At 53.1% G+C, this 23,752-nt stretch carries 21 protein-coding genes; 5 read left to right on the plus strand and 16 right to left on the minus strand.

Annotated elements, in window-relative coordinates; translation table 11 throughout:
* Positions 1-53 precede the first annotated feature (53 nt).
* Together HBA55_RS15245 and HBA55_RS15250 are read left to right on the plus strand one after the other, a co-directional pair.
* A complete protein-coding gene (locus HBA55_RS15245; RefSeq protein WP_166993081.1) occupies positions 54-1,106 on the plus strand; it encodes an AraC family transcriptional regulator in 1,053 nt (350 codons plus the stop codon).
* Positions 1,107-1,543: 437 nt separating this feature from the next.
* Positions 1,544-3,958: a TonB-dependent receptor gene (locus tag HBA55_RS15250; RefSeq protein WP_166993084.1), complete on the plus strand. Its 2,415-nt coding sequence runs from the start codon at positions 1,544-1,546 to the stop codon at positions 3,956-3,958.
* A 36-nt stretch (positions 3,959-3,994) separates the two neighbouring features.
* Here the strand turns inward: HBA55_RS15250 and HBA55_RS15255 are convergent, their stop codons facing one another.
* Positions 3,995-5,197 carry an MFS transporter gene (locus HBA55_RS15255; RefSeq protein WP_166993087.1) on the minus strand — a complete coding sequence of 401 codons (1,203 nt, stop codon included), beginning with the start codon at positions 5,195-5,197 and terminating at the stop codon, positions 3,995-3,997.
* Positions 5,198-5,314: 117 nt separating this feature from the next.
* On the opposite strand from HBA55_RS15255, the gene HBA55_RS15260 reads away from it, so the two are divergent.
* Complete coding sequence (locus tag HBA55_RS15260; protein WP_166993090.1) at positions 5,315-6,982, plus strand: thiamine pyrophosphate-dependent enzyme; 1,668 nt, start codon at positions 5,315-5,317, stop codon at positions 6,980-6,982.
* Between the two features lie 3 nt (positions 6,983-6,985).
* Here HBA55_RS15260 and HBA55_RS15265 read toward each other — a convergent pair whose 3' ends face one another.
* Positions 6,986-7,186, minus strand: coding sequence for a phenylacetate--CoA ligase (locus HBA55_RS15265; protein ID WP_166993093.1), 201 nt, complete (start codon positions 7,184-7,186; stop codon positions 6,986-6,988).
* Complete coding sequence (locus HBA55_RS15270; RefSeq protein WP_240946097.1) at positions 7,183-8,052, minus strand: LysR family transcriptional regulator; 870 nt, start codon at positions 8,050-8,052, stop codon at positions 7,183-7,185. Before HBA55_RS15270 ends, HBA55_RS15265 begins: the two co-directional genes overlap by 4 nt.
* Positions 8,053-8,197: 145 nt before the next feature.
* On the opposite strand from HBA55_RS15270, the gene HBA55_RS15275 reads away from it, so the two are divergent.
* Positions 8,198-9,163, plus strand: coding sequence for a pyridoxamine 5'-phosphate oxidase family protein (locus tag HBA55_RS15275; protein WP_166993099.1), 966 nt, complete (start codon positions 8,198-8,200; stop codon positions 9,161-9,163).
* Between the two features lie 17 nt (positions 9,164-9,180).
* On the opposite strand, the gene HBA55_RS15280 is transcribed toward HBA55_RS15275, so the two are convergent.
* The 3 genes from HBA55_RS15280 to HBA55_RS15290 form a co-directional block, all read right to left on the minus strand.
* Complete coding sequence (locus tag HBA55_RS15280; RefSeq protein ID WP_166993102.1) at positions 9,181-9,699, minus strand: hypothetical protein; 519 nt, start codon at positions 9,697-9,699, stop codon at positions 9,181-9,183.
* A gap of 58 nt (positions 9,700-9,757) precedes the next feature.
* Positions 9,758-10,786: a glutathione S-transferase family protein gene (locus HBA55_RS15285; RefSeq protein WP_166993105.1), complete on the minus strand. Its 1,029-nt coding sequence runs from the start codon at positions 10,784-10,786 to the stop codon at positions 9,758-9,760.
* Between the two features lie 135 nt (positions 10,787-10,921).
* On the minus strand, positions 10,922-11,785 hold the full coding sequence (locus HBA55_RS15290) for a fumarylacetoacetate hydrolase family protein (protein ID WP_166993108.1): 864 nt from the start codon (positions 11,783-11,785) through the stop codon (positions 10,922-10,924).
* Positions 11,786-11,881: 96 nt separating this feature from the next.
* Between HBA55_RS15290 and HBA55_RS15295 the strand changes: the two genes are divergently transcribed.
* Positions 11,882-13,030 (plus strand): alpha/beta fold hydrolase, encoded by a 1,149-nt coding sequence (locus tag HBA55_RS15295; RefSeq protein WP_166993111.1) that lies wholly within the window; start codon positions 11,882-11,884, stop codon positions 13,028-13,030.
* A 264-nt stretch (positions 13,031-13,294) separates the two neighbouring features.
* Here HBA55_RS15295 and HBA55_RS15300 read toward each other — a convergent pair whose 3' ends face one another.
* The 10 genes from HBA55_RS15300 to HBA55_RS15345 form a co-directional block, all read right to left on the minus strand.
* Positions 13,295-13,933 (minus strand): TetR/AcrR family transcriptional regulator, encoded by a 639-nt coding sequence (locus HBA55_RS15300; protein WP_166993114.1) that lies wholly within the window; start codon positions 13,931-13,933, stop codon positions 13,295-13,297.
* A gap of 450 nt (positions 13,934-14,383) precedes the next feature.
* A complete protein-coding gene (locus HBA55_RS15305; protein ID WP_166993117.1) occupies positions 14,384-14,962 on the minus strand; it encodes a YtfJ family protein in 579 nt (192 codons plus the stop codon).
* A gap of 12 nt (positions 14,963-14,974) precedes the next feature.
* The gene (locus HBA55_RS15310; RefSeq protein WP_166993119.1) at positions 14,975-16,132 is read right to left on the minus strand and encodes an amidohydrolase family protein; all 1,158 of its coding nucleotides are present in this window, start codon (positions 16,130-16,132) and stop codon (positions 14,975-14,977) included.
* A 41-nt stretch (positions 16,133-16,173) separates the two neighbouring features.
* On the minus strand, positions 16,174-18,429 hold the full coding sequence (locus tag HBA55_RS15315) for a TonB-dependent receptor (protein ID WP_166993122.1): 2,256 nt from the start codon (positions 18,427-18,429) through the stop codon (positions 16,174-16,176).
* Positions 18,430-18,817: 388 nt separating this feature from the next.
* Positions 18,818-19,477 carry a peroxiredoxin gene (locus tag HBA55_RS15320; RefSeq protein WP_166993125.1) on the minus strand — a complete coding sequence of 220 codons (660 nt, stop codon included), beginning with the start codon at positions 19,475-19,477 and terminating at the stop codon, positions 18,818-18,820.
* Between the two features lie 130 nt (positions 19,478-19,607).
* Positions 19,608-20,450, minus strand: a complete 843-nt coding sequence (yghU, locus tag HBA55_RS15325; protein ID WP_166993128.1) for a glutathione-dependent disulfide-bond oxidoreductase — start codon at positions 20,448-20,450, stop codon at positions 19,608-19,610.
* A gap of 31 nt (positions 20,451-20,481) precedes the next feature.
* Positions 20,482-21,357 (minus strand): lysophospholipid acyltransferase family protein, encoded by an 876-nt coding sequence (locus tag HBA55_RS15330; RefSeq protein WP_166993131.1) that lies wholly within the window; start codon positions 21,355-21,357, stop codon positions 20,482-20,484.
* 154 nt (positions 21,358-21,511) lie between these two features.
* Positions 21,512-22,291, minus strand: a complete 780-nt coding sequence (locus tag HBA55_RS15335; RefSeq protein ID WP_166993134.1) for an SDR family NAD(P)-dependent oxidoreductase — start codon at positions 22,289-22,291, stop codon at positions 21,512-21,514.
* Positions 22,292-22,331: 40 nt separating this feature from the next.
* The gene (locus HBA55_RS15340) at positions 22,332-22,832 is read right to left on the minus strand and encodes a VOC family protein (protein WP_166993137.1); all 501 of its coding nucleotides are present in this window, start codon (positions 22,830-22,832) and stop codon (positions 22,332-22,334) included.
* A gap of 7 nt (positions 22,833-22,839) precedes the next feature.
* Positions 22,840-23,739, minus strand: a complete 900-nt coding sequence (locus HBA55_RS15345; protein WP_166993140.1) for a VOC family protein — start codon at positions 23,737-23,739, stop codon at positions 22,840-22,842.
* Positions 23,740-23,752 lie beyond the last annotated feature (13 nt).

Raw genomic sequence — 23,752 nt, forward strand, 5'->3', positions numbered from 1 at the left:
CAAATGATTGCTATGCTGGGGTAGGGTGGACAGTGACCATCCAAGGAGCGCCCATGACCAGCATGATCATCAAAAAATCCATCGAACGTCCAATGCCCAGTGAAATTGGCAGGCAATCGACGCTTCTGGCCGCCTGGGCAGTCGTTATTCATCGATTATTGGAGCATCGGGGCATTGATGCCAACGCGCTGTTTACCGAGTGCGGGATCGACCGTGAGTTGCTGCTCAATCCTGCTAACCGAATTCCGCATCACCAGATTGGTAAAGTCTGGCAGCGTGCCGGTGAGATCACTAACGACCCCAGCCTCGGGCTTGATGCCGCTGAAGTGATTTTTCCTGGCATGTACCACACCTTAAGTGCCGCCATTTATGCGGCGCCCAATATTCTGACCATGCTGGAATATCTCTCGCGTTATCGACGTATCTTTCATCCTTTGTCGCGTATGGAGCTGCAGCGGGATGGTCGCTGCTTTCGATTTCACTGGGGCCCCAAAGAGCCTTATGTATCTCACTTTGGAGCGGAGGCGGTCGTTGCAGCATTTATTGGTTTGTGTCGACAGTTAGGGGGCGCAGATTTTGCGCCCAGTGAAATCCACATCAAGCGCCAACTCAACCCATCGGCACAGCGTCGCTACAAGGCGTTTTATCGGGCACCGCTGTATTGCAGCCAGCCTGAAAACACTCTTGTGTTTGCTCCCGGACCACTGGAAAAACCACTGCTGACCTCGAATTCAGTAATTGAAAAGCTGAGCGTACAGGCTACACGGGAATATATCGCAACCCTGGATGAAGAGGATATCTGCAATACGGTGTATTGCAAAATCATCGAAGCCTTGCCAGCCCGCGCTTACGGCGAAGAGATGATTGCTCAGGATCTCCACCTCAGCGTGCGTACCATGCAGCGCAGACTCAAAGACGCTGGCACCAGCTATGATCGTCTGTTGCAGGATACCCGGCGAGAGCTGGCGCTCAGCTACATTCGCAATCAGGATTTGAGTCTACAGGAAATCAGTTACCTGGTTGGATTTACCAAACCCACCAATTTTACCCGAGCCTTTAAGCGCTGGACCGGGCAGACACCCGGCGCATATCGAGAAGGGCGATAGTTAGAGGAGCCCTCAGCGAGTAAAAAGAGCCCTCAGCGAGTAAAAAGAGCCCTCAGCGAGTAAAAAAAGCCCTCAGCGGTTAATAAATGTCCTCAGCGAGAAAAAGAACTTCAGCTTGCTGGCAACAGTTTAAATACGTCCTACAATCAAAAAAATAGGACGTTCGATCAATTTTAATAATCGTACAGAATCTGTCAAAGCGCGTTAAATAACGAATTGATCTAGGCTGTTTTTGAAAATAGGACGGTAGATCTATTTTATATCGGGCGCGGCTCTGCTAGTATTTTCTGAAAATAGATCGGGCGTCCTAATGATTGGGTGTCCCATTAATGTCATCAATGATCTAACGGAGAAATGAGAACGCGAAGAGCAATCCTGTTACCGGTGATCCACCGGTAGCGTTAGAAGAGCACATCTTATTGAGAGGAGAGAGTGCAATGAAAACAATAAAATCAATAAATTCAAGAACAAAAGTCTTAACACCATTATTGTTGGCGACCGCCATTGCCAGCGGTAATGCCAGTGCTGCGGTACTGGAAGAAATTGTGGTTACGGCGCAAAAGCGTGAGCAAAGTTTACAGGATGTGGGTATCGCTGTTTCCGCGTTCACCGGTGACCAGATGAGTCAACTGGGTTGGGATACCGCGGATGACGTGGTTTCTCAAGCCCCGGGCGTGACACTGGTTCAGCCCAACGGGCCGGGCTCGTTTTACATTAATATCCGCGGTGTCGCGCAGAACGATTTCTCCGGGGATAACCAGGAATCACCCGTCGCAATCTATGTGGATGATGTCTATGTGGCGTCACCGACAGGAGCGGCATTCCAGTTGTTTGACTTTGAGAGAGTGGAAATTCTCCGTGGTCCTCAGGGCACTCTCTTCGGTCGTAATGCTACCGGTGGTTTGGTGCACTATGTCACCAAACGCCCGGAACAGGAAGCCAGCGGCTACGTTAAGGCGACTTTGGGTGACTATGACCAGGTGGATATAGAAGGGGCCATTGGCGGCGGACTGACAGACTCGGTGTCAGGACGACTATCTTTTAGCTCCAATACCCACGATGGCATTATCAAAAACAATGCCGGTTCCGATTTGGGCGACAATGACAGCTGGGGGGCTCGTGGACAATTGCTGATTGAGCTTGGCGAATCTTCAGAGCTGCTGTTGAATGTTCGCGCCGGTGAGCTGGACAACAGCAATGCGCCGTTTGATCACAGCTCCGCAAGACCCGGCCCCCTGGGTCTTGGTGTCCACTTTGATGGCAGCGATTTATCAGACGACGGAGGCTATAACGGTTGGGGTAACTACGCCGACCCGGATGGTGGTGAGATTCTTGAGGGCGAATACGACGCAGACGCGTATGTCAAAATCGAAACACAGGGTTACACCGCAACATTTAAAACCGATGTCGGCGAGGGCTTGGAGTTCGTTAGTATAACAGACTACAACGAGCTCGAACGCGATTACCGTGAGGATTCGGATGCGAGTCCCAACCCCTTTTTCCACTTCACGCTTACGTCGGATATGGAGCAGTTCTCTCAGGAATTTCGCTTGAGCGGAGAAACGGATAATACCAGTTGGGTGACCGGTGCCTACTACATGAAGTACGAAGGTGACCTCTACACTGGTGGTACCGCCGGTGGCTTCGCACGAGCGGCATTTGGCCCGCTGATTGGCGACCAGGCGACACTGGACGCTTTATTTCCCGATGAGTTTGGCTTCGACAGCCCCTTCAGTACCCAGACGGAATCAACCGCTATCTTCGGTCAGCTTGAATATAGCCTGTCCGATTCACTGACGTTGACTGCGGGTCTGCGTTGGTCAAAAGAAGAAAAAGAGACGGAGTTTATTCAGTATTTTTCTCTGTTTGAGTCAACTACATCTAACGAGATTGCCACTCGGGATTCTCTTGGAATCGGTCCTTACTGGAGATACAGCGACGGTACCTACTCAAACCTGGGGGCTTACGTCTTCGAAGGTGGCGAGGGTAACCCTGTTGTTCCTCTGATTGAAGGCGAAGCTGATACCGAAATTGACGACGAATTCTTCACTTGGAAGCTGGGTCTGGATTGGCAGGCGACGGAAGACACACTGTTGTATCTGAGTTATAACCGTGGCATCAAGGCGGGTGGATTTAACGCACCTCTGGACGCGACTTTGTTCTCTTATGGCGCTTTGACTCCAGATGAGTTCAACTTCGACAAAGAGACTCTGGATGCCTATGAGTTCGGTTTCAAAACTGAGTTGTGGGACGGTCGTGCACGACTGAACGGTGCCATCTACTACTACGATTATCAGGACTACCAGGCGTTTAACCTGGAAAGCCTGACCCTGTTTGTGTTTAACACTGACGCGGTCAATCAGGGCTTTGAGCTGGAATTGCAGGCCTCACCGGTTGAAGGTATGGATGTACTGCTGGGTATGGCCTACACCGATACCAAAGTGGAGGACGCCTATAGTCCGGACGGCGGTGCGACACTGCTGGATCGCGAAATGATTATGACACCCGAACTGACCTTTAACGGCATGTTTCGTTATGAGTGGGAGCTGGGCGGCGGTAGTCTTGCGGCGCAGTATGACTTCAGCTATATGGATGAGCACTTTTTCCAGTTAAAAAATTCTCCGGTGGTTGAAGAAGATGCCTATGTCATTTCCAATATTCGTTTTACTTACACCACTGATGAAGGCGACTGGATGGCAACCGCGTTTGTGAATAACGTGACTGACGAAGAGTATCGTCAGATGGCACTGGATCTTTCCGGAGCGCCCTCTGCCGGTGGATTTGGCATGACGGAAAGTGCCTATGGCAAACCTCGTTGGTGGGGCTTTAGCGTTACCTACAACTGGAACTGATTTAAGTTCAGCGGCGGCTTCGGTCGCCGCACCTCGTCAACCTCTCTTGGGCTCCGTATGCGGAGCCATTTTTCTTCCGCTGCGCAGTTCCAGGGAACACAAAAGACACAAAACGGCGCAGATCATCAGGGCAATGGCCAGCGCCAATGGTGTACCCTGAAAAATGCGACCACAAATGGCGCCCGCGCCGGCACCGACTAATAATCCCACTGCGTTATGCAATGACGATGCGGCTCCCGCCGCTTTGGGAAAACGTTTAATACAACCACTGTTGGCGTTAATTCTGATGATGATAATGGGCATCAGACTTGCCAACATCAGCACCGCAACGATCATGGAATTACCCCAAGGCCAAATGATCAGCAACAGAAATACAATGCTGATCACGGTCAGTGGGATACTGGTCAGCAACATCATGTTGTCCAATCCAGCTTTGCTCACCCAGCGGTTGTTCAAAAAGGCGGCTGCCATCATCAAGGCCGTACCGGTCGCGTAAATGTAACTGAATTGATGTTGGGCGAATCCCACGTATTCCACCATCAGATTTGAGGCAGCGGCCAGATAACAGAACAAACCTATGGAGGTGGCAATCTCAGCACCGATATAGAGTTGGATAAACCGGTCCGCCAATACTTGTCGGCAATCACGTTGTACCTGTGATAGCGAGAAGGGACGGGGCTTAAACGGAGCCCTGATCAGTTTTGACTCTCGCCGAAAGTAAATGATCAGAAGTATCGTCAGTGAGAGAAAGGTGACAAATAACCAAGACCAACCCCAATGGCTCGATAAGGAAAAGCCCGCGATCGGGGTGACCACCCTGACGGCCATAGCCACCACAAATGTTGAAGAGATTAAGCGAGCGGTCTGTTCAAGGTCGAATCGATCACCGATCAGTAAAGCCGCCTGGGCACTGGCGGCACCTGCCCCAAGGCCTTGAATTGCACGCATGACCAGCATGCTGCTGAGACTGTCAGATAGAGCGCATCCAACGGTTGCCACAGCAAAAAGACCCAGACCCCATAGTAAAATTCGCGAGCGGCCATAGGCATCGGAAAGAGGACCGGCGAGAAATTCCCCGGTGGCCATACCGACGACAAAGGCACTGATGATCAAACTGCCGTCTTCGGCCGTAGTACCAAGCCCTTGAGTGATCAGCCCCAGGGAGGGGACGATACCATCAATGCCGAGCGCGGCGATGGAAAAAAGCAGTCCATAGAGGATGATTTGGAATTTGGTCATGGCGATCGATTATTGCATGGGCTGATAACTGGCGCCAGCGGATACCATTGTGGCGGCAGGGGATTAGCGTGGGTCGTTACAATCAGTGTTAATCCTTTTTTGATCCGGAGTTTTCAGATGACCGATTCCAATACTTCCATCTGTGGTGGAGAAGCCATTATTCGAGCTGCCATGGCCAACGGTGTAGACACCATTTTTGGCATCCCTGGCGCACAAATTTATCCGATGTTTGATGCTATGCAGCGTCTCGGTGTCAATACGATTACCGCACGCCATGAGCAGGGTGCGGCCTATATGGCGATGGGTTACGCCAAAGCAACCGGTAAACCCGGAACCTTCGCGGTGGTGCCCGGTCCCGGGGTACTGAATACGACGGCTGCATTGTGCACCGCCATGGGGGGCAACAGTCCTGTGTTGTGCTTGACCGGGCAAGTGCCTTCCGCGTTTATGGGCAGTGGCCGCGGGCATCTGCATGAGCTGAGCGATCAGACCGGAACCTTGAAAACTCTGATCAAAGACGCGATTCACATCAGTGATCCAGCACAAACCTCCAGGCTGATGAACGATGCATTCAGCACCATGCTGAGTGGTCGACCCGGGCCGGTTTCTGTGGAGATGTGCTGGGACACTATGGCCAAACCCCAAAAGGGTATTCATATTGACGCCGGTATTGAATCGGTTCAGCAACCGGCGTTGAATCCGGATCAGATCGAAGCGGCCGTCAAGGCGTTGTCCGCTGCCAGGTTCCCGATGATTATGTGCGGGGGCGGTGCTCAGCACGCCTGCGAAGAAGTGTTGACACTGGCGGAGATGTTACAGGCTCCGGTCACCGCCTTTCGCAGTGGTCGTGGAGTGGTATCAGAGGATCATCCACTGGGAGTGTCATCGGTGGCCGCCAGGGAGCTGTTTGACAAGGTGGATGTCCTCGTGGGTGTCGGTTCTCGCCTCGAAATGATCTATATGCGTTGGCGGGATATGGGCTTTTATGAGCGGAAACCTGAAGGTGGTCCCACCCTGATTCGCATTGATATCGACCCCTTGGAAATGCAGCGCTTTGAGCCCGATATTCCTGTAGTTGCCGATGCGGCGACGGCTTGCCGGGCATTGGCGAACGCGCTTCAATCCCGCGTGTCTGTGGATAGCCATCGAGTCGAGGTCATCGCTGCGGCCAAAGCCAAAACCAGAGCCGCCATTGAAAAGGTGCAGCCCCAAATGGCGTACCTGGATGTCATACGCGAGGTTTTGCCCCGCGATGGATTTTTTGTGCCGGAGCTTTCCCAGATGGGTTTTACCTCTTATTTCGGCATGCCCATTTACGAACCCAGAACCTATGTCACCGAGGGTTACCAGGGTACCTTGGGGTATGGTTTCCAGACGGCATTGGGGGTTAAGGTGGCGTGCCCGGATCGCGCGGTGGTCTCTGTTAACGGCGATGGCGGTTTTATGTTCGGTGTGCAGGAGCTGGCGACAGCAGCGGCGCACAACATCGGATTGATCACCCTGGTATTCAATAATAATGCCTATGGCAATGTACGCAGGGACCAGATGCAAGGCTATGGTGGGCGACTCAACGGCTCTGATCTGGTTAACCCGGATATGGTTAAATTGGCAGAGAGCTTTGGAGTCGATGCCTATCGGGTGAATACACCGAATGCGCTCAAGGCGACACTGGCCAAAGCGATCGACAATGACCGTCCGGCGTTAATCGAAATTCCCGTTGAGCGCGGCAGCGAAATCGCGCCTTGGGAGTTTATTCATATGTCGGATAAGCCCTGGAGCCAGTGACCTTTACGGCGAATTCTTCAGAAGCTGCCGAGCGAAGGAGGGTGTACAGACCATAAAATCCGGGCTGGTGAGTTGAATCATTTCCACGACTTTGGCACTGCCCACCAGACCGCCCACCGGTATGACATTGGCGCCATAGGATTGCAGAGCATCCACTGTGGGTATGCCTGCGACCCACAACCGCTTTTTTGATAGTGAATTCACTCACCAAATTCCCGTACGAGAAAATCAATAAAACACCGGACCTTGCGCGATAAATACCTCCGATGGGGGTATATGGCATACATGCCAAATTCCAGGGTGGTGTACTTGGGAAGCACTTGTTTTACCAAGCCCTCCTGTAACGCGTCTTCGATAATAAATCTGGGAATCAGTCCGATACCACCTCCTGCTATCGTAATCTCTCGTACGGCTCTTGGGCTGTTTACCGCGACCCGGGATTGAACCTCCACCGTTTGCATGGTGCCATCGGCCTTTACCAGTGGCCATTGGCGTGCGATGCGAAAGTTGCTGTCGATGATACAGTGGTGATCAGGCAGTTGCCGGGGCGAGTGAGGTGTGCCGTTTTTTTTGAGGTACTCGGGAGAGGCACACAGGATTAACGGGTAGGTTTTAATGTGACGGGCGACGAGATTGGAGTCGTCGACACTGCCAATCCGAACGACGACGTCGATGCCTTCTTCAAGCATGTCGATCATGCGGTCTGTGAGTTGCAGGTCTACATTGAGGTCTGGGTGTTTCTGTAAGAATCCGGGTAGCCGTGGTGACAGTTCCATTTCGCCGAAGGTTACGGGTGTACTGATTCGCAGTATCCCACGAGGCTGGGATTGTTCGCCTGCCACGTCATCGAGCATGGAGTGGTATTCGTCCAGTAGTGGCAGTACACGATCGTAGTAGTTTTGGCCGGCTTCGGTCAGCGCCAGGCGGCGGGTGGAGCGGTTAAATAGCCGAACTCCCAGACGCTTCTCTACTTCTCCCACGTATTTGCTTACCAGGGCCTTGGACAGGCCCAGACGCTCGCTGGCGGCGGTAAAGGAGCCCGTCTCCACCACTGCAATCACGGTATTCATGCCATCGATTGTGTCCATAATTGTCAATATAGCATTGACAATATTTCAATGATAGCAATGTTTATCAATATATCATTTACGGCGATACTGAACTCCGTCGGTCTGATTTGGTAGTGCCAGGGGCGAGGAACTTCGGAGCAAGGCTATGAAGAGTACTTTTGAATCGTCACCCTTTCATCGGGGTGAACAGCAGCTACAGCACCGGATGGGTGTGCGCGAGCGTATGGAGCAGTTTGGCCGTCGCGTGATTCGCGATCATATGCCGGATCAACACCGGGCGTTCTATCAGCAGTTGCCGTTTGTTATGGTGGGGCACGCGGATGAAGGCGGGCGGCCCTGGGCTTCTATGCTTTTGGGTGAGCCGGGTTTTATTCAGTCGCCCAATGAGAAGGTATTGAGTATTGAGGCACAACCGGTGAAGGGTGATCCACTGGCGTGCAGTTGGAAGGTGGGTCAAAAATTTGGTTTATTGGGGATTGAGTTACACAGCCGGCGGCGTAATCGTCTGAATGCTACGGTTGAGGAATCGTCCGAAGCAAATGTTGTCTTGAGTGTGGATCAGTCGTTTGGAAACTGCCCAAAGTACATTCAAAACCGCTCTCTGCAAATGTTGGATGGTGTTAAATTGCCGGAACCTGAGGTGGAAGTGATTCAGGCGTTGGATGATCGTGCCCGCGATTTAATTCGCAATAGTGATACGTTTTTTGTTGCCAGCCACGTGAATACCGGCAGTGGTGAGGCCAGTGATGGTGCCGACGTCTCCCATCGGGGTGGTCGCTCCGGGTTTGTGCGGGTGGATGAAGACGGGACCCTGGTGATTCCGGATTATTCGGGCAATAACCATTTCAATACGCTGGGTAATTTTGTCGAGAATCCCCGAGCGGGACTGCTCTTCGCGGATTTTGAGAATGGTCATTTGCTGACCCTTACCGGGGCAGTGGAGATTATCTGGGATTCTCCAGAGGCCGAGCACTTTGCCGGGGCTGAGCGACTGTGGACGTTTAGGGTCGAAGAGGGACGTTGGCTGAATCACAGTCTGCCTTGGCGTTGGCAGTTGCAGGAGTATTCTCCGTTCAGTTTAAAGACGGGGACCTGGCAAGCGGCGATGTGAACCATTCCGGCTGTCACTCAGGGATTTGCGTATTCCTCCCGCTCAAATCCAAATTCCCGCGACAACAGGCGCAGCTCCTCGCTGGGGCGGCGGGCATCGGCCCAACCCCTGGCGAGCATGCACTGTTTGTGCACTTCGGTTTTGCTTTCTTTTGAGCGCTGAGTGGATACCGGACGAGGTTCAGTACGGGAGGGGGTCCGGCCCAGGTCGCAATCCACGTCCCTGGACATGCCCGCCGATGCACTGACACCGCCACCAGCGACTGTAGAGCTGTTGCCGGAGTGAAAACAGCCGGAGCCTTGACCGGTTACTTTCATGGCGTGTTCTTCACACTGGTTGCGATCTTCGCGGTGTTTGGCCATCAGCGCCTTTCGCTCCTTCAGATATTGGTAGCGGTGTTTGAGGCAGCCGCGGTAATCGTCCGGGGAGTTTTTCATGCAGTAGTTTTGCGCCTGTTTGGAGATGTCCGGCCCGCTACAGCCACTCAACAGCAGCAGGAACAGTGTGATGGGTAATACCGTTGCACCAATGCGCATGACCTGAAGCCTCCCTTTGCTGATGCCAGGTAACTTCAGTGTAGCAGTTAGCGGGCGGTTAGCGACTGAACGCGTGTCCCGCGAAACAGGTTTCCAGTTTGCGGGCCAGGGCCGGGTCGGCGGCTTTGCTCTGTTGAATCAACTGCAGTGAGCTGTCGATAGAGTGGTGGCCGTGTTCAAGGATGGCGGTTCGGTAGCTGTCCCGGGATTTCAGTGCCTCCCAATAGCGGCTGATGTTGGGGTATTGATTGTCCCGCAGGTAGTAGTCCAGCCAGTCAGCCTCGCGCAGACGTTCAAACACGGTGAGCCAGCTTACATCGGCCAGGGTGAATTGTTCGCCCATGATCCAGGCGCCATTGATCTCCAGCTGTTGTTCAAGATCCGACAGATGTTTGTGCATGTAGTCGCGGCCGGCGGCCATCTTTTTCAACAGCGGGTTGAGTTTGGCAAAGCCTCCCAGGCCAGTCAGTTTCAAGAGTGTAAAGAGGACGGCTCGAATCTTCAGGCGATGAAACAGTAAACCAACCAGCGGATAACGCAGCGGAATAAAGGTCATGCCGGCGGCGAACAAGGGCAGGCTCAACATTCCGGAACAGTAGCCAGCGCTGATCTTGATACCCTCGTCAGCGTTTTCGCCGATGACGGAGGCCTTATCCACCCAGTACTGCATTTCCTGTTGCGCCTTTTCAAATTTCGGGACCAGGAGGTACGGGGTATCTGAGTGGGACGCTGCATAGGTCAGGATGTCGTGGGATTCGTACACGGGGTGACCGTTATGAACCAGCACGGGCAAGATGCCGGCGGGATTGACCTTGAGAAAGTGTCTGCTCAGGGTTTCGTAATAGCCGGTTTCGATCAAGTGAATATGGTGACCTTTGTAGGGAATGCCAAGCTCGTCGAGGCAGACTCTGACTTTCTTGGAACACAACGACAAGGCGTTGTGGTAGAGCTCGAACTCCTGTTCATGGCGCAGGGTGATGTCCTTGTGCACACCTCCGGCCATGGCGTGGGTTTTGCGGTGGCGTTTCTCCCACAGGAACCAACAGATAGACAGGCCCACTGCCAAACAAAATAACCCAAACAACATAGTTACTGCCTTTGCACTCTGTAATGGTGAAAGCGGGTTGGACGTACCCCGCTCTCTAGTAATTGAGGTTCTGACATAATATCTAAAAATGACAATATGTCAATTGAATATGATCCAATAGGCGTTTGTTTGATTTTACGCGGGCTGGTCAGCCACTCCATTGACCAGAGTTCCGACACCACTGACTTCCACTTCGACCTGGTCTCCAGCTTCGAGCTTCACCATAGGTTGACGTAGAGCACCCACACCCTCGGCGGCGCCGGTAACTATGACATCACCAGGCTCCAGCCAGGCAAATTCTGAGATATAGCTGATCAGCTCAGCGAACCCAAAAATCAGATCGTCCAGGGCCATGCGCTGCATTTCCTGGCCGTTAACGCGACAGACCAGAGTCATGGTGTCCAGATCCACTTCGTCCGCAGTGGCCAGGCAGGGGCCAAAGCCACCGCTGCGATGAGCATTTTTACCGGCGGTAATTTGGTTGGAAGCAATCTGATACATACGCGCAGATGCATCGTTAAACGGGGTGTAGCCGGCTACATAGTCGAGTGCTTTCTCAACCTCAATATTGCGCCCGCGTTTGCCGATGACCAGGGCAATTTCTCCCTCGTAGTCAAACACGGGTTCAAGGCGGGGTTTTTCAAGGTCGTCGCCTGATGCGACCAGGGTAGCGGGGCTGCGCAGGAACAAGACTGGCTTTTTGGGTTTTTCCTGCAGGTGCATATGGTCTTTGGCTTCTTCGTAATGGGAGTGGGTATTCATACCTGCACACCAGATGGTGCCGGGGTTGGGGATAACTGGCAGCTGCTGTATCTGACTGAGTTCAAGATCTCCGTCGGTTGCGTTGACTATTTCCCGCGCTTCTTCCAGGCCGGATGCCAAAAGTGATTTCAGGTCTGGATATCGGTTGCCCAAACGTGCTTTTAGTTCAATAACCCGGTTACCTTTTAAAGCACCGAAAGAGGGGATCTGCTGGTTCAGGTAGCTGATCAGTTTCATGGTCTATACCTTGGTTAATGTCTTAACTTGTAATCTAGTTCATTAATGAATATTATGTCAATTAATAACCGAAGACAAAGTATTACGGGAGCTGTTATGACCACGATTGAACTCTTATTGCCGGCACTTATCGTGGCGAGCGGTTTTTGGATTTACTACCGCTTGCCGGTATCGGACAAGCCATGGTCCATTCTGCTGAACGGCTTAAGTGGATTTCTGGTATCCCGTGAACATAAAGGCAGACCTACTCCGATCCCGCAATTTACGACGGACATGCGCTATCAGGGCACGACGCCACCGCCAAACACCTCCAATAAACATGGGGAGATTGAATACCTGGATGGCGATATACCTGTGATTCACTGGTATGAAGAGGTCAGGGGCAGTGTTTTTCATTTTGTCACGGCCGGAAATCCTGCCAATGAGGCGGTGGTGATTGTGCCTGGCCTGCCGGAGTCATGGTGGGCGTTTCATCACCAGATCGTGGATCTGTCGTCGGATTACTATGTGATTGCCGTGGATTCAAAGGGCTACGGTCAATCCGATAAGCGGCTTTATCTCGACTACACTAATCCGGGTATGGCGGAGGATATGGCGGCGTTGGTGGATAAGTTGGGCATTAAGCAATTTAATATGATGGGGCATGATCGCGGTGCCGTGGTTACGGATCATATGACCAATGTGGCATCCCTGAAGGGGCGGATACTGCGTTATGTGCGTATGCAGCAGTCTTTTAATGAGCCCCATGGCAAGCCCGTTCCGCCACACCATATTATGAAAACCAAATTTGGTGAGGCACTGTTTCGGTCGAGGAATTTTGTGTCGTTTATTTATCGGGCCTGGTTTCCGTCGAATCTCAGTGAGTCCACGTTACAACGGCTTGAGTACGAGTTTTCGTTTAAAGGTACCGCTGCTGCGATGCGAAAATATTTTGAGACGACGGATTTTGGCGTAGAGCTTAACGACAGGCACAACACGTTGTTTAATGCCATGACCATGCCGATGTTGTTGTTGCAGGGGCAGTACGATAAAGGCCAGCACCCGGAAGAGTATGGCCAGTCGCCGGCGTTTGTGACGGACGCGAGGGTTCAATTTATTCATGCGAATCATTTCTTGCACCTGGAGAATCCGGTAGCCACTAATCGGGCGATTCGGAAGTTTTTTACCGAGGTTAAGGTGGCAGACAAACCGGAGTCCAAGCGAAATCGGGTTAAGGCAAAGGAGCAGGCCGCTGAGGCGAGTTAGTCGCGAAAAGTGAGTCGACAACAGCAGAACGGCGGCAATCGCGGTTAGCGTAACGTCAGGGCTCTGGACTGTTCTGCTGTTAAACGGATTTTTTCTGGTAAGAAATCAGAGTAGTGAATTCAAAGTTTGTTGAAAAGTGCCTTCGCCAAAATTGGATAACTGCGTTGGCTAACTATGATGTAGCACCACTATGCCAGCGTCCAGGCGCCTTATTCTCCTAATTTTGGCTTTGAAATTATTTCAAAGAACTTCGGATTTCCGACACTAATTTTCCAGTCCGCTGCATTCCTGGGTGATTTTTTGTGCTTTCTTATCTGTGACGCCCAGTACTCGAAGATAGATCAGGGTCAGATCGTGGGTGTACTGAGCCAAGTGGTCCGGTTTACGAACCGCTTCATAGAGTACGCCGGTAAATCCCCAGATTAAAAAATCCCGCAGGGCATCCAATTCGCAGGGTATTTTGAAGGCACCGCTTTCCACTCCCAGCCGAATATCATCCATCGCATCTTCTGCGATCAGACGTGCGATCTCGTCTGCCATGATGTGTGGTTTTTGGGTGAGCCATTGAATGGCGGCGTCCATCATGACTTTTTTGAAAAGCAGGTTGATGCCGATGGCGATTCGGGTTACCGGATCGTCGTATTGTTGCTGGAGTTCTTTGATGTCTTCGTTGTTTTTCTTCAGTAGTGCTTCGGCGACGACAGGTACGACGTCGCCGACGGAGTCGAAGTAGTTGTAGAAGGTACCGTAAGCGACGTCAGCGGCGTTGGTGATGTCGGTGACTGTGGTGTTTTCGATGCCTTTGTCGAGGAAGACTTCGCTGGCAGCCTCGAGCAATTTGATACGGGTTTTCTGTTTGCGTCGGGTTTGACGGTTGGCGGTTGGCGCAGTGGTCGAGCTCATGGGTTTCCGATGCCATAAATCAGGGTGTTTCGGAAAAATCTACCACAGTATCAGTATTGATACAATGTCAAAATTGTGGGAGTGATTGTCGGCAGTGTACCATAACCGGAAGTTCATAATCCTGGTTCAGGGCACCATGGGCGTTCGATAATGTCTGCAACGACCGCACGACGTAGGGTGGATTAGAAGCGCTTTGCGCTTCGTAATCCACCGATCCGCCGAAGGTTTAAATTGGCGGCGGCCGTGTACAAATCACCTGTTACAGGCACATTCAAGGGTGTTAAAAACCGGGCCGAAGCCAACGAACATCTCCGGCAGAACCGGCGGATTACGGCGCAAGCGCCTAATCCGCCCTACGCATAAACAACGCCGTCAGAGTACCAATCCTGCGAGTTTCTAAGACCGGTTATGGCACAGTGAAGACTTCGCCATTGAAAGAGTGGCCGTGGATCAGAAGTTGCTAAGCCGTTGTTGGACCAGCTCGATAAAGGTGTTGATTTCTTCTGATGATAATTGACCATTTCTGTGGGCAACGACAATTCCGCGGGCATCCACCAAAGTGATACTGGCGCCTTTGTTTGGTAGCCCCCATGCTTTTCGGACACTTGCTTCTTTATCCAGCACGAATTCAGCGTCACTATTGGAACGTTGCATATCCTCAATTTGCAGGCGCGCCATTTTTTGCAGAAACGACGAGACGTCCGCTACGTTTAATATCGTTAGGGTGGCAAATCGCTCGTTGTCAAGTTGCAGGTTGTCCAGTTGCTCGAACAATTCCCTATTGATGGTGTCCACCCCCAGCGCCGCATTGAGGTGATTGACGATACGTAGCTTGTTGGTTAAGTTTCGGGCTTGCCAGTTCTTGTAGTGTATGTCATTACCTTCCTGAACCAGTTGCTCGGCTGTGGCAATAGTTGCGGGTACCATTTGGCCGCTGACCGGATCGGCGGCAACATTGACAGCGGCAAATGCCAAGGTCGTCGCCAGGCTCAGGCGGGTCAGCGACTTTAATGTTTTGGTTAGAGTCATTAAGTGAAATCTCTATGACAGCCGAAACAGTTTTTCAGCATTGAGGTGGTAGATCTTTTCTTTGTCCGCGGTGCTGATCGGTGCGGCGTCCATCATACGAACGGGTTCTTCGGCTTCTTCGGCGGGGTAATCCACCGCAAAGAGGATGCGGTCAGGGCCTACGACGCTGTGTGACAGCATGAGTGGGTGTTCGTAGTTCATTCCGCTGGTGGTGATATAGAAGTTGTCCAGGAAGTATTCGCTCGGTTTTTTGTGTAGTGACCGCTGTGGCGGTTGCAGGCTGTGGAACAGCGCCATTTTGTGGTCGATGCGAGGCAACCAGAAGGGGATGCCTTCGCCCATATGGCCCAGGACTATTTTCAGTTTTGGGAATTCTTCAAAAACGCCGCCGAGTATCAAACGCAGAGCGTGGAGGCTGGTATCTATGTTAAAGCCAAAGGCGGCGGCTTCCAGGCCAAAGTATTTCTGAAAGGGTTTGACCATATCGGGCGCAGGTGTACGGGGATGGATGTAAATTGGTACGTCCAGCTGTTGTGCTTTTTCCAGGATTACCCAGTATTTTTCCTCATCCAGAAATTCGCCTTTGGTATGGGAGTTGATCATCAGGCCTTTCATGCCGAGTTTGGTTACGGCGCGTTCCAGTTCCTTTGCGGCACCTGAAGGGTCTTGAGGCGCGACGGTGGCCAGTCCGGCAAAACGGTCCGGATGGCGTTGTACCGCACTGGCCAGCTGTTCGTTAACGGTCTGGGCAAGATCACTTCCCTGGCGGGCATCGTAAACCTGCACGCCGGGAGACATTAGCGACAGCAGTTGCATATCGATGCCGTCGCGGTCCATCGCGGCCAGGCGCAGCTCGCCGATATCCATCATCCGTTCCATGTTACCTTCTGCGCCTTTGGCGGCCAGGCTCTTCATGGTGGTGCCGAAGAATTGGGTAAAACCCGGTTCGTCGGCGGGCTTTTGAGCCAGTAACTTTTGCTGGGCGAATGCCAGTTCGGGGGTGATAAAAAATTCTTCAACGGTAATGCGTTTGAAGGTTTTGCCGCCGGCGACGGAGCCCGCTTCGCGCCTGGCCTGACCCGCTAGCGGACTGTGACTGAGTGTGGTCGCACCGAGTAGGGCTGAGGTGGAGAGTGCTCCCTTGATCAGTGTTCGCCGGTTAATGCTCATAGATAAGTGCTCCAGTATTGTCTATGCGAATTGGTGGTTATTTAGAAAGTGTAGGTCAATTCCAGCCCGTAGCGGCGTGGTGTGGCCCAGCTTTGTCGGCCGCCGCCGCCGATTACATCGGGGAAAATAGCTACATTGTTAAGGTAGTCCTCGTCACCGCAGTTATTGCAGAAGGCTCTGATGCGGGTTTTACCGTCGGCAAGATCCCACCACGCGGCCAGGTTGATAACGCCATAGCTTTCCTGCAGGGCATCCGGGGAGTTGTCGAAGTCGAAGTAGTAGTCGTCTTTCCAGGCGTAGTTACCTTGAAAAGAGAGTTCGCCACCGGATTCGAGAGAGAGGGTGTAGTTAAAACCGACGCTGACGGCATGTTCAGGTGCGTAGGCCATTTTGTTGCCTGCCCGATCACCGTCGATGGAGTCAAACTCATCGAACTCTGCATCCTGAAAGGTATAGCTGAAGTTTACCGTTAAACCCGGGGCCAGCAGCGCGATCACATCGGCTTCAAAGCCGTTCATGGTGCTTTCGCCGGCGTTTTGAGTGAGTCCGGTCGGGGAGCCATTGATTGCGATAATGGATTGAACTTGCTGGTCTTCGTAGTTGTATCGATACAGTGCTGCGTTGAATTGCAGGCGTTGGTGCCACCATTGTGATTTGAGTCCGACTTCCAGCATGGTCAGGGTTTCTTCATCAAAACTCTGACGGGCAGCTTCGGGAGTGGTGACCTGAAATTGTACGCCACCACTTTTAAAGCCGGTGGCGTAGGAAGCGTAGACCATGACGTCATCGGCCAGCTGGTAGTCCAGTGTGATTTTGGGGTCGGTTGATGAATAGTTGAGGGTATCTCCGACGCTAAAGGGTATCTCCAGTGGTGGAAACAGTGGGGTATTGGTAATGCCGCCGTAGGTGTATTCCTTTTCGTCGTCTGTGTAACGCAATCCCAGGGTGAGACTCAGATCCGGCGTTATGGCGTAGGTGGCCTGGCCGTAGATAGCGTAGCTCTGGGTTTCGATTTCCACATCACTGCCACTGGCGTTGTATTCCAGACCGGGGAAGCTCAGTAAACCGCCCGAAAAAATCGGCGCCAGTGAGGGGGCAAGGCGACTGTCGGGGCCAAACGGAAGAACGTCTATGCGGCTGGCGTCGTCACTAAAGTAGTAGATACCTGTGACCCATTGCAGACGGTCGTCGAAGGTAAAAGCGCCGCCCTCGACGGAGTTGAACCGAAATTCCTGACTGTATTGGGTGGAGGCTTGTTCGATACTGTGGTTCCAGATGTCCAGTACGGTGGCGTCCAGGTCTCGACTTTCTTGGTAGTCTTCGTCACTGCGGCTGGTGATGGAGGTGAAGTCGACGGTTTCTCCCATCCATTTGACTTTGAGGGCCAGCAAGTTGCTGTCGCGTTCGAGAAAACCGGGGTCGGTAAAGGCGTTGCTGTAGCGGTTTTTTTGGTTGTCGGCAACCGCGGCGGCGACGCTACCGTTCATGATTAGCATGGGTGACGCCGCGGTAATGCCGGAGGCTGCTTGCAGGGGTTCAGCCAATTGGGCATCGGAATCCACTTGGTTGACTTCAGCGGTAAAACTGACTTCAAGGTTGTTGGGTGTGGCCAGCAGTGTCAGGCGAGCGCTTTGATTGTGGTTGTTGTCATCTTTACCGCTAACCGTGTCTTTGTAGATACCGTCGGCATCAGTGGTGGCGAGGCTCAGGCGCGCGAGCAGTTTTTCTTCCAGCAATGCACCGGAGAAGGAGCCGCTGGCGAGGTAGTAGCCGTCATTGCCGATGGCGCCTTTGAGTTTGCCTTCGAATTCGTTAGCTGGCTTGCGGGTGATCATGTTGATGGCACCACCGATGGTGTTACGGCCGTAGAGGGTGCCTTGTGGGCCTTTAAGAACTTCGACGCGTTCGAGGTCGAGGATACCGGTCAGGGTGTTGCTGAAGCGGGCGTTGTAGATTTCGTCGACGAAGACGCCGATGGAGCCGTCGGTGCCTATGTCGAATTTGCGCGTGCCGATACCACGGATAAAGACGTAGGGGCGGGCGAGACTTTCGCCGCCGACGGCGACGCTGGGCATCGCGTGCTGGAGTTGGTCAATGTCACCCCAGCCGGCGTTTTCAATGTCTTCGGCACCGAAGGCCGAAATCGAGGAGGGGACTTCCTGCAAGCTTTCGGCGCGTTTTTGCGCGGTAACGATTACTTCTTCCAGGGCAAAGGATGTCTGTTCCTGGGTCAAGCCCGTCGTTGGCAGTGTTATCGCCAGGGCAGCCGCCAGGGGCATGAGTTGTGGCTTACGCATTGGTCTCTCCTAAAAACGCCGGTTTTTATGTCTATTAGTGATAATCAATATAATAATGACTATATGTCAGAACTGATATTGAATTCATTTTAAGTGGTTGTCAATAGTTTGTGTTTTTGCTGCGTTAGTTGGAGGGGAGTCAATTGATGGAATTAGGGTTATATGGAGGGGCCTGAGGAGCCCTGCCTCAAGCGAAAGCCGGGGGTTCCGCTGAATCCGTGGTTGGTTTAGTTTGGTACCTTATTCGACAGGTTTTTTGTCAGACTTTGACTGGATCAAGGTGATGAGCTGATTACCAGGAGGGGGCGCAGGGGCCGCGAGAGATTGGAATACTTGATAAGCGTTAAAACAGGCTCCCGTCCAGGCGGGAGCCTCGGGAAATGGCAAATTAACCCGGCTGTTTAACCTTGCGAAGATAGGGCTTAACGGTTTCCCAGCCTTCGGGAAACATACCTTTGGCCTCCTCATTGCTTACCGCAGGTACAATAATCACGTCTTCTCCCTGCTGCCAGTTTACAGGTGTGGCCACTTTGTGAGCCGCCGTCAGTTGCATGGAGTCAATGACCCGCAGGATTTCGTCAAAGTTGCGCCCCGTGGTCATGGGGTAGGTGATCATCAGTTTGATGTTTTTATCCGGGCCAACGACGAAGACGGAGCGTACGGTGGCGTTGGTCAGTGCGGTGCGGCCTTCGGCAGTACCGGTCTCATCGGCCGGAAACATGTTGTAGAGCTTGGCGACATTGAGGTCGGTGTCGGCGATAACGGGGTAGTTAATCGTTGAACCCCCGACTTCTTCGACGTCCTGCAGCCATTTTTCGTGATCCTCCACGGGATCGATACTAAGGCCGATGATTTTGGTGTTGCGTTTTTCAAATTCAGGCTGGATTTTTGCCATATAGCCCAGTTCGGTGGTACAGACCGGGGTGAAGTCCTTGGGGTGGGAGAAGAGGACGGCCCAGCCGTTGCCGATCCATTCGTGAAAATCGATGTTTCCCTGAGTCGTCTGTGCCTGGAAGTTCGGTGCTTGATCGTTGATACGCAGTGACATGGTGGCCTCCGTGAATTGATGTGCGATGCGCTCTTTAAATCTAGCAGGCTTTTGGGGCGGCGAGATGTCAGCGGCGCCAACAATTCACGGAGTTGAAATCGCCCCTGGGTTACAGGGGGTTTCTTAAGCGTTAGTCCAAGTCGCTGGCGTCGTGGCGTTCTTTGACCTGCAGTTCTTCGGGGCCCCAGACGCGGTTGACCCGGCGACCGCGTTTAACTGCGGGGCGCTCGTGAATTTCACTGGCCCAGCGTTTTACGTGTTCGTAGGAGTTTACGTCCAGGAATTCCTGGGCCTCGTAAATATTGCCTACAACCAGGATGCCGTACCAGGGATAGGTGGCCATGTCGGCGATGGTGTACTCGTCACCGCTAAGGTAAGGTCTTTCAGCCAGGTTTCTGTTCAGCACGTCTAACTGGCGTTTGACTTCCATGGCGTAGCGGTTGATGGGGTATTCGTATTTTTCGGGCGCGTAGGCATAGAAGTGGCCGAAACCGCCGCCCAGGAAGGGGGCACTGCCCATTTGCCAGAACAGCCAGGATAGACACTCAGCGCGCGCTGCCGCTTCGTTGGGTAGGAATTCACCAAATTTCTCTGCCAGATGCATGAGGATGGCGCCGGATTCGAACACGCGAACGGGTGTTTCTCCACTGCGATCCACCAGGGCGGGGATTTTCGAGTTGGGGTTGATTTCAACAAAGCCACTGCCGAATTGGTCACCTTCACCAATGTCGATCAGGTAAGCGTCGTATTCTGCGCCGCGGTGGCCCAGGGCCAGCAGTTCTTCCAGCATAATGGTGACTTTGACGCCGTTGGGCGTGGCCAGCGAATGCAGTTGAAACGGGTGTTTGCCCACGGGTAGTTCGTGAGTATGGGTTGCTCCGGAGATGGGGCGGTTGATGTTGGCAAAACGTCCGCCGCTGGCGTGGTCCCAGGTCCAGACGCGGGGTGGGGTGTATCCGTTGGTATCACTCATGGCAGTTCCTTGGGTGTGTTGCGGCGAGGGGTTAGATTCTCAGCAGGCGACGCCAGAGGGCATCGCCCGAGCGGTTCTGCTCGCGCAGTACCAGCAGCTCGCCAATCATGGTCTCAATGGAATGGGCAACCTTGCTGCGGGTTGCGCGCATTTTCTGTGGGCTCAGTTTTTGATCTTTGAGGTTCGAAAGATCAATGGCATCGCCAAACTTGATGTAGCAGTGTTGAGGTTTTGGCAGCCAGGATCCGAGTGCCCCGGAAGGGACCGGCGGCAGCATATCAGTACGGGTATCCTGGTTGAGCAGACCCATCTGGGTCATTAGCCGACCTATTGGGGTATTGGGAAGATCTTCGCCTTCAAGCAGGTGCCCGTAGAATTCATCCGGCCCTACCAGAGCGGTGGGAACAATGGTGTAGCCATGTTTGGCCGCCAGTTTGACGAAGCCGTAACGTTGCTTCCACTGCAATGTGTATTTTTGCGCAGCGGTTTTGGTGGCTTCGTGAGCTCCGCCAGGAAAGACCAGAATGTCGCTGCCGTTCTCCATCAATGCGCTGCACACTGTTGGGTCGCCGATCACGGCTCCCTGGCCGAGTAGGAAGTCTTCGCTGAAACGATTCCAAAGAAATTTGTCTCCCATGGCGCGCAAAAAGCGGCCGTGTTCCATATAGAGCTTGGGGCCAAGAATCATGCCGTCGAGGGCGAACAGGGAGTGGTTGCCAATAAACAGACAGGGTCGGTTGGGAATTTTGTCGGCGTCGATCAGAGTGGTCTGAAAGATCCAGTCCAGCGCCTGGAATACTCGTCGAAATCGGGAAAATGCTGGATAAGAGACCCGCAGTGCCTTTTCAATGTGCCGCTCTATACCGGCTTGGTCGTAGGGTAGGTTGTGTTTGCTGGTGATGTCCATACTGCTTCCTTGGCTCATTTCCTCGTGGCGTGGTTTTCAGGCGCCAGCGCAGAAGCAATATAGCCTATTTGTATGGATGCGTCGCGGGTTAACGACCGGGCGAGCGTGACGGTCCAGTCACGCTCGCCTGTAGATCAGAGGAGTGTATTTGTTATCAGTGACCGCCCGGTGCTCCGTTGCTGCCGGTGACCAACTGCAGCAATGCACCGGAATATCCACTGTGCATTCCACCATCCACGCTGATCGCCTGACCGGTGATATAGCGACTGGCGTCGGAGCCCAGGAACAAAAACACAGGCGCAATATCCTCGGCGGGATCGGCGTGTCGAGCCAATGCTGTCAACATTTGGGTTGTCCGGCGCTCTTCGGGGCTGTTGCCCAGCGCTGTATCCACATATCCCGGGCAGACACTGTTGACCCGAATGCCCCGCTGACCCAATTCCATCGCAGCCATGGAAACCATACTGTTCACGGCGGCTTTGGCCGCGGAATAAACACCACTGCCCGGCATGCTGAGCTTACTGGCCATCGAAGAGGTGGCAATAATGGCGCCGCCATCGTTCAGATGTTCTGGGGCGTACTTCAAGCCGTAGAGTACACCCCACTGGTTAATACTGGTGATCTTCTCAATAAGGGCTTGGTCGGTTTGTTCAAAGGTTGGGCCGATGTCGCCGACACCGGCGTTAAGCACCACAATATCCAGCTTGCCGTTCAGTGCATCTTCTGCGCCGGCGAGGGCGTTGGCCACGCTGGTTTCGTCGGCGACATTACAGGGTAGATAGTGGGCGCCGATTTGGTCGGCGATTGCGGTAGCGTCGACAATATCGGCAATGACTACCCGGGCGCCGTTTGCAATGAAGAGTTCCGCTATGGCGCGCCCAATGCCAGATGATCCTCCGGTAATAAATGCCTTTTTGTTTTCTAAGTCAAACATCGTTGGGTATCCTGCTCAGTGTTGAAGGTGGTATCCGATCTTATTGAGACCCGGTAAACCGATCGAGTCGATCCACGCCCGCTAGCCGAGTTGGATTTTCGTCAGCACTGGGAATTTCGCAAAGCTCCAGAATATTGCCGAACGGGTCCCGGCAATAAACCACATAACAGTCATTGACGCCCGCCACTGGCTCACCAAGGGCAGATCCGCCGAGGGCAAGTAAACGGTCAAATTCCGATTTGCAGTCGTCCACGTAAAAGGCCAGGTGCCGGATACCGGGTTCGTGAGGGCCGAGTGTGCCGGGGGCATCGCCGCGGGCACAGGGCGACTGGTATTGCCAGAGTTCCAAGTGGCAATTGTGACCCGCCAGCAGGTGTCCGCGACAGGCACTGCCTTTGGCGCCTATGGCCCGGTCAGCCTCAGGGCTGTTTTCCCAGCCTTCATTGGTCATGACTTCGAAGCCAAACATCTTGTGGTAAAACTCAACGGCGGCTTCCAAATCCGGGACCACCAGCCCCGGGTGGGCAAATGCTAGAATCATTTTGACCTCAGAAGGTTTTGGCGGGTGCGTAGTGTTCCAACAGCAGCAATACGTTGCCACCACAGGGTTCCAGCACTCGCGCACAAAGTAGCCCGGTTAATGGGTCTCTTTCGGGGGCATGCAGGCTTTCCATGCCAGCCCACAGAGCGTCGTCATAGGCGCGCTGTACGTCTTTGGCCTGGTAAACGATTTCACTGATATAGGCACCGTGTTGCTCCTTATGCGTTTTCTGTTGTTCGGTACGGGCGTTTTGTAAAATAAAGAAACTGCGCCGGGCTATTGGATCGTAGTTCTGATCGGTCATAACCACCCACTTGTCGCCATCGTTTTCAAAGGTTTCCAGAACCCGCAAATCCATGACCTTGCCATACCATTCCGTCATGGCATCCACGTCGTTGCAAACCGATGTCGTACCGACCATTTCCAGACCACATTCCCCCGAAGGCGCATGGGTAAACTCCTGCACCCGAAAGGTCTCGTTGGTGTATTCCATAATCTCAATCCAGCGCCCCTCGGGGTCGTGCACCACAAAACCGTCGTAGGTGGGGAATTCTTCAAACGGCATCACTTCCCGGGCGCCGTGATTCAGCAAATGGTCCATAGAGGCACGGGCATTACTCGTAATCCAGCAAATATGATTGTAGCCATGGCCGTGCTGACTCCACCAATTGCGTTCATACTCAAACTGAAAGGGAGGTGCTTCGATCTGAATCTGATAGGCGCGGCCACCACAGCCCATAAAGGTGTAGTCCGAGTGTCCCTCACCGGTCACGTGAAATACGGCTCCGGAGAAATAGTTGGTAATACCATGGTGCCAGCGCAGGTAGGGCATCATGTTTTCTCTGGGCTTATCGTCGTATATGCAGAGGTGGTGCAGGGTGTAGTTCAGCTCGGTAACGCCGGTCATATCTGGACTCCTG

It is taken from the genome of Pseudomaricurvus alkylphenolicus (assembly GCF_011683955.1).
Taxonomy (GTDB): Bacteria; Pseudomonadota; Gammaproteobacteria; order Pseudomonadales; family Cellvibrionaceae; genus Pseudomaricurvus; species Pseudomaricurvus alkylphenolicus.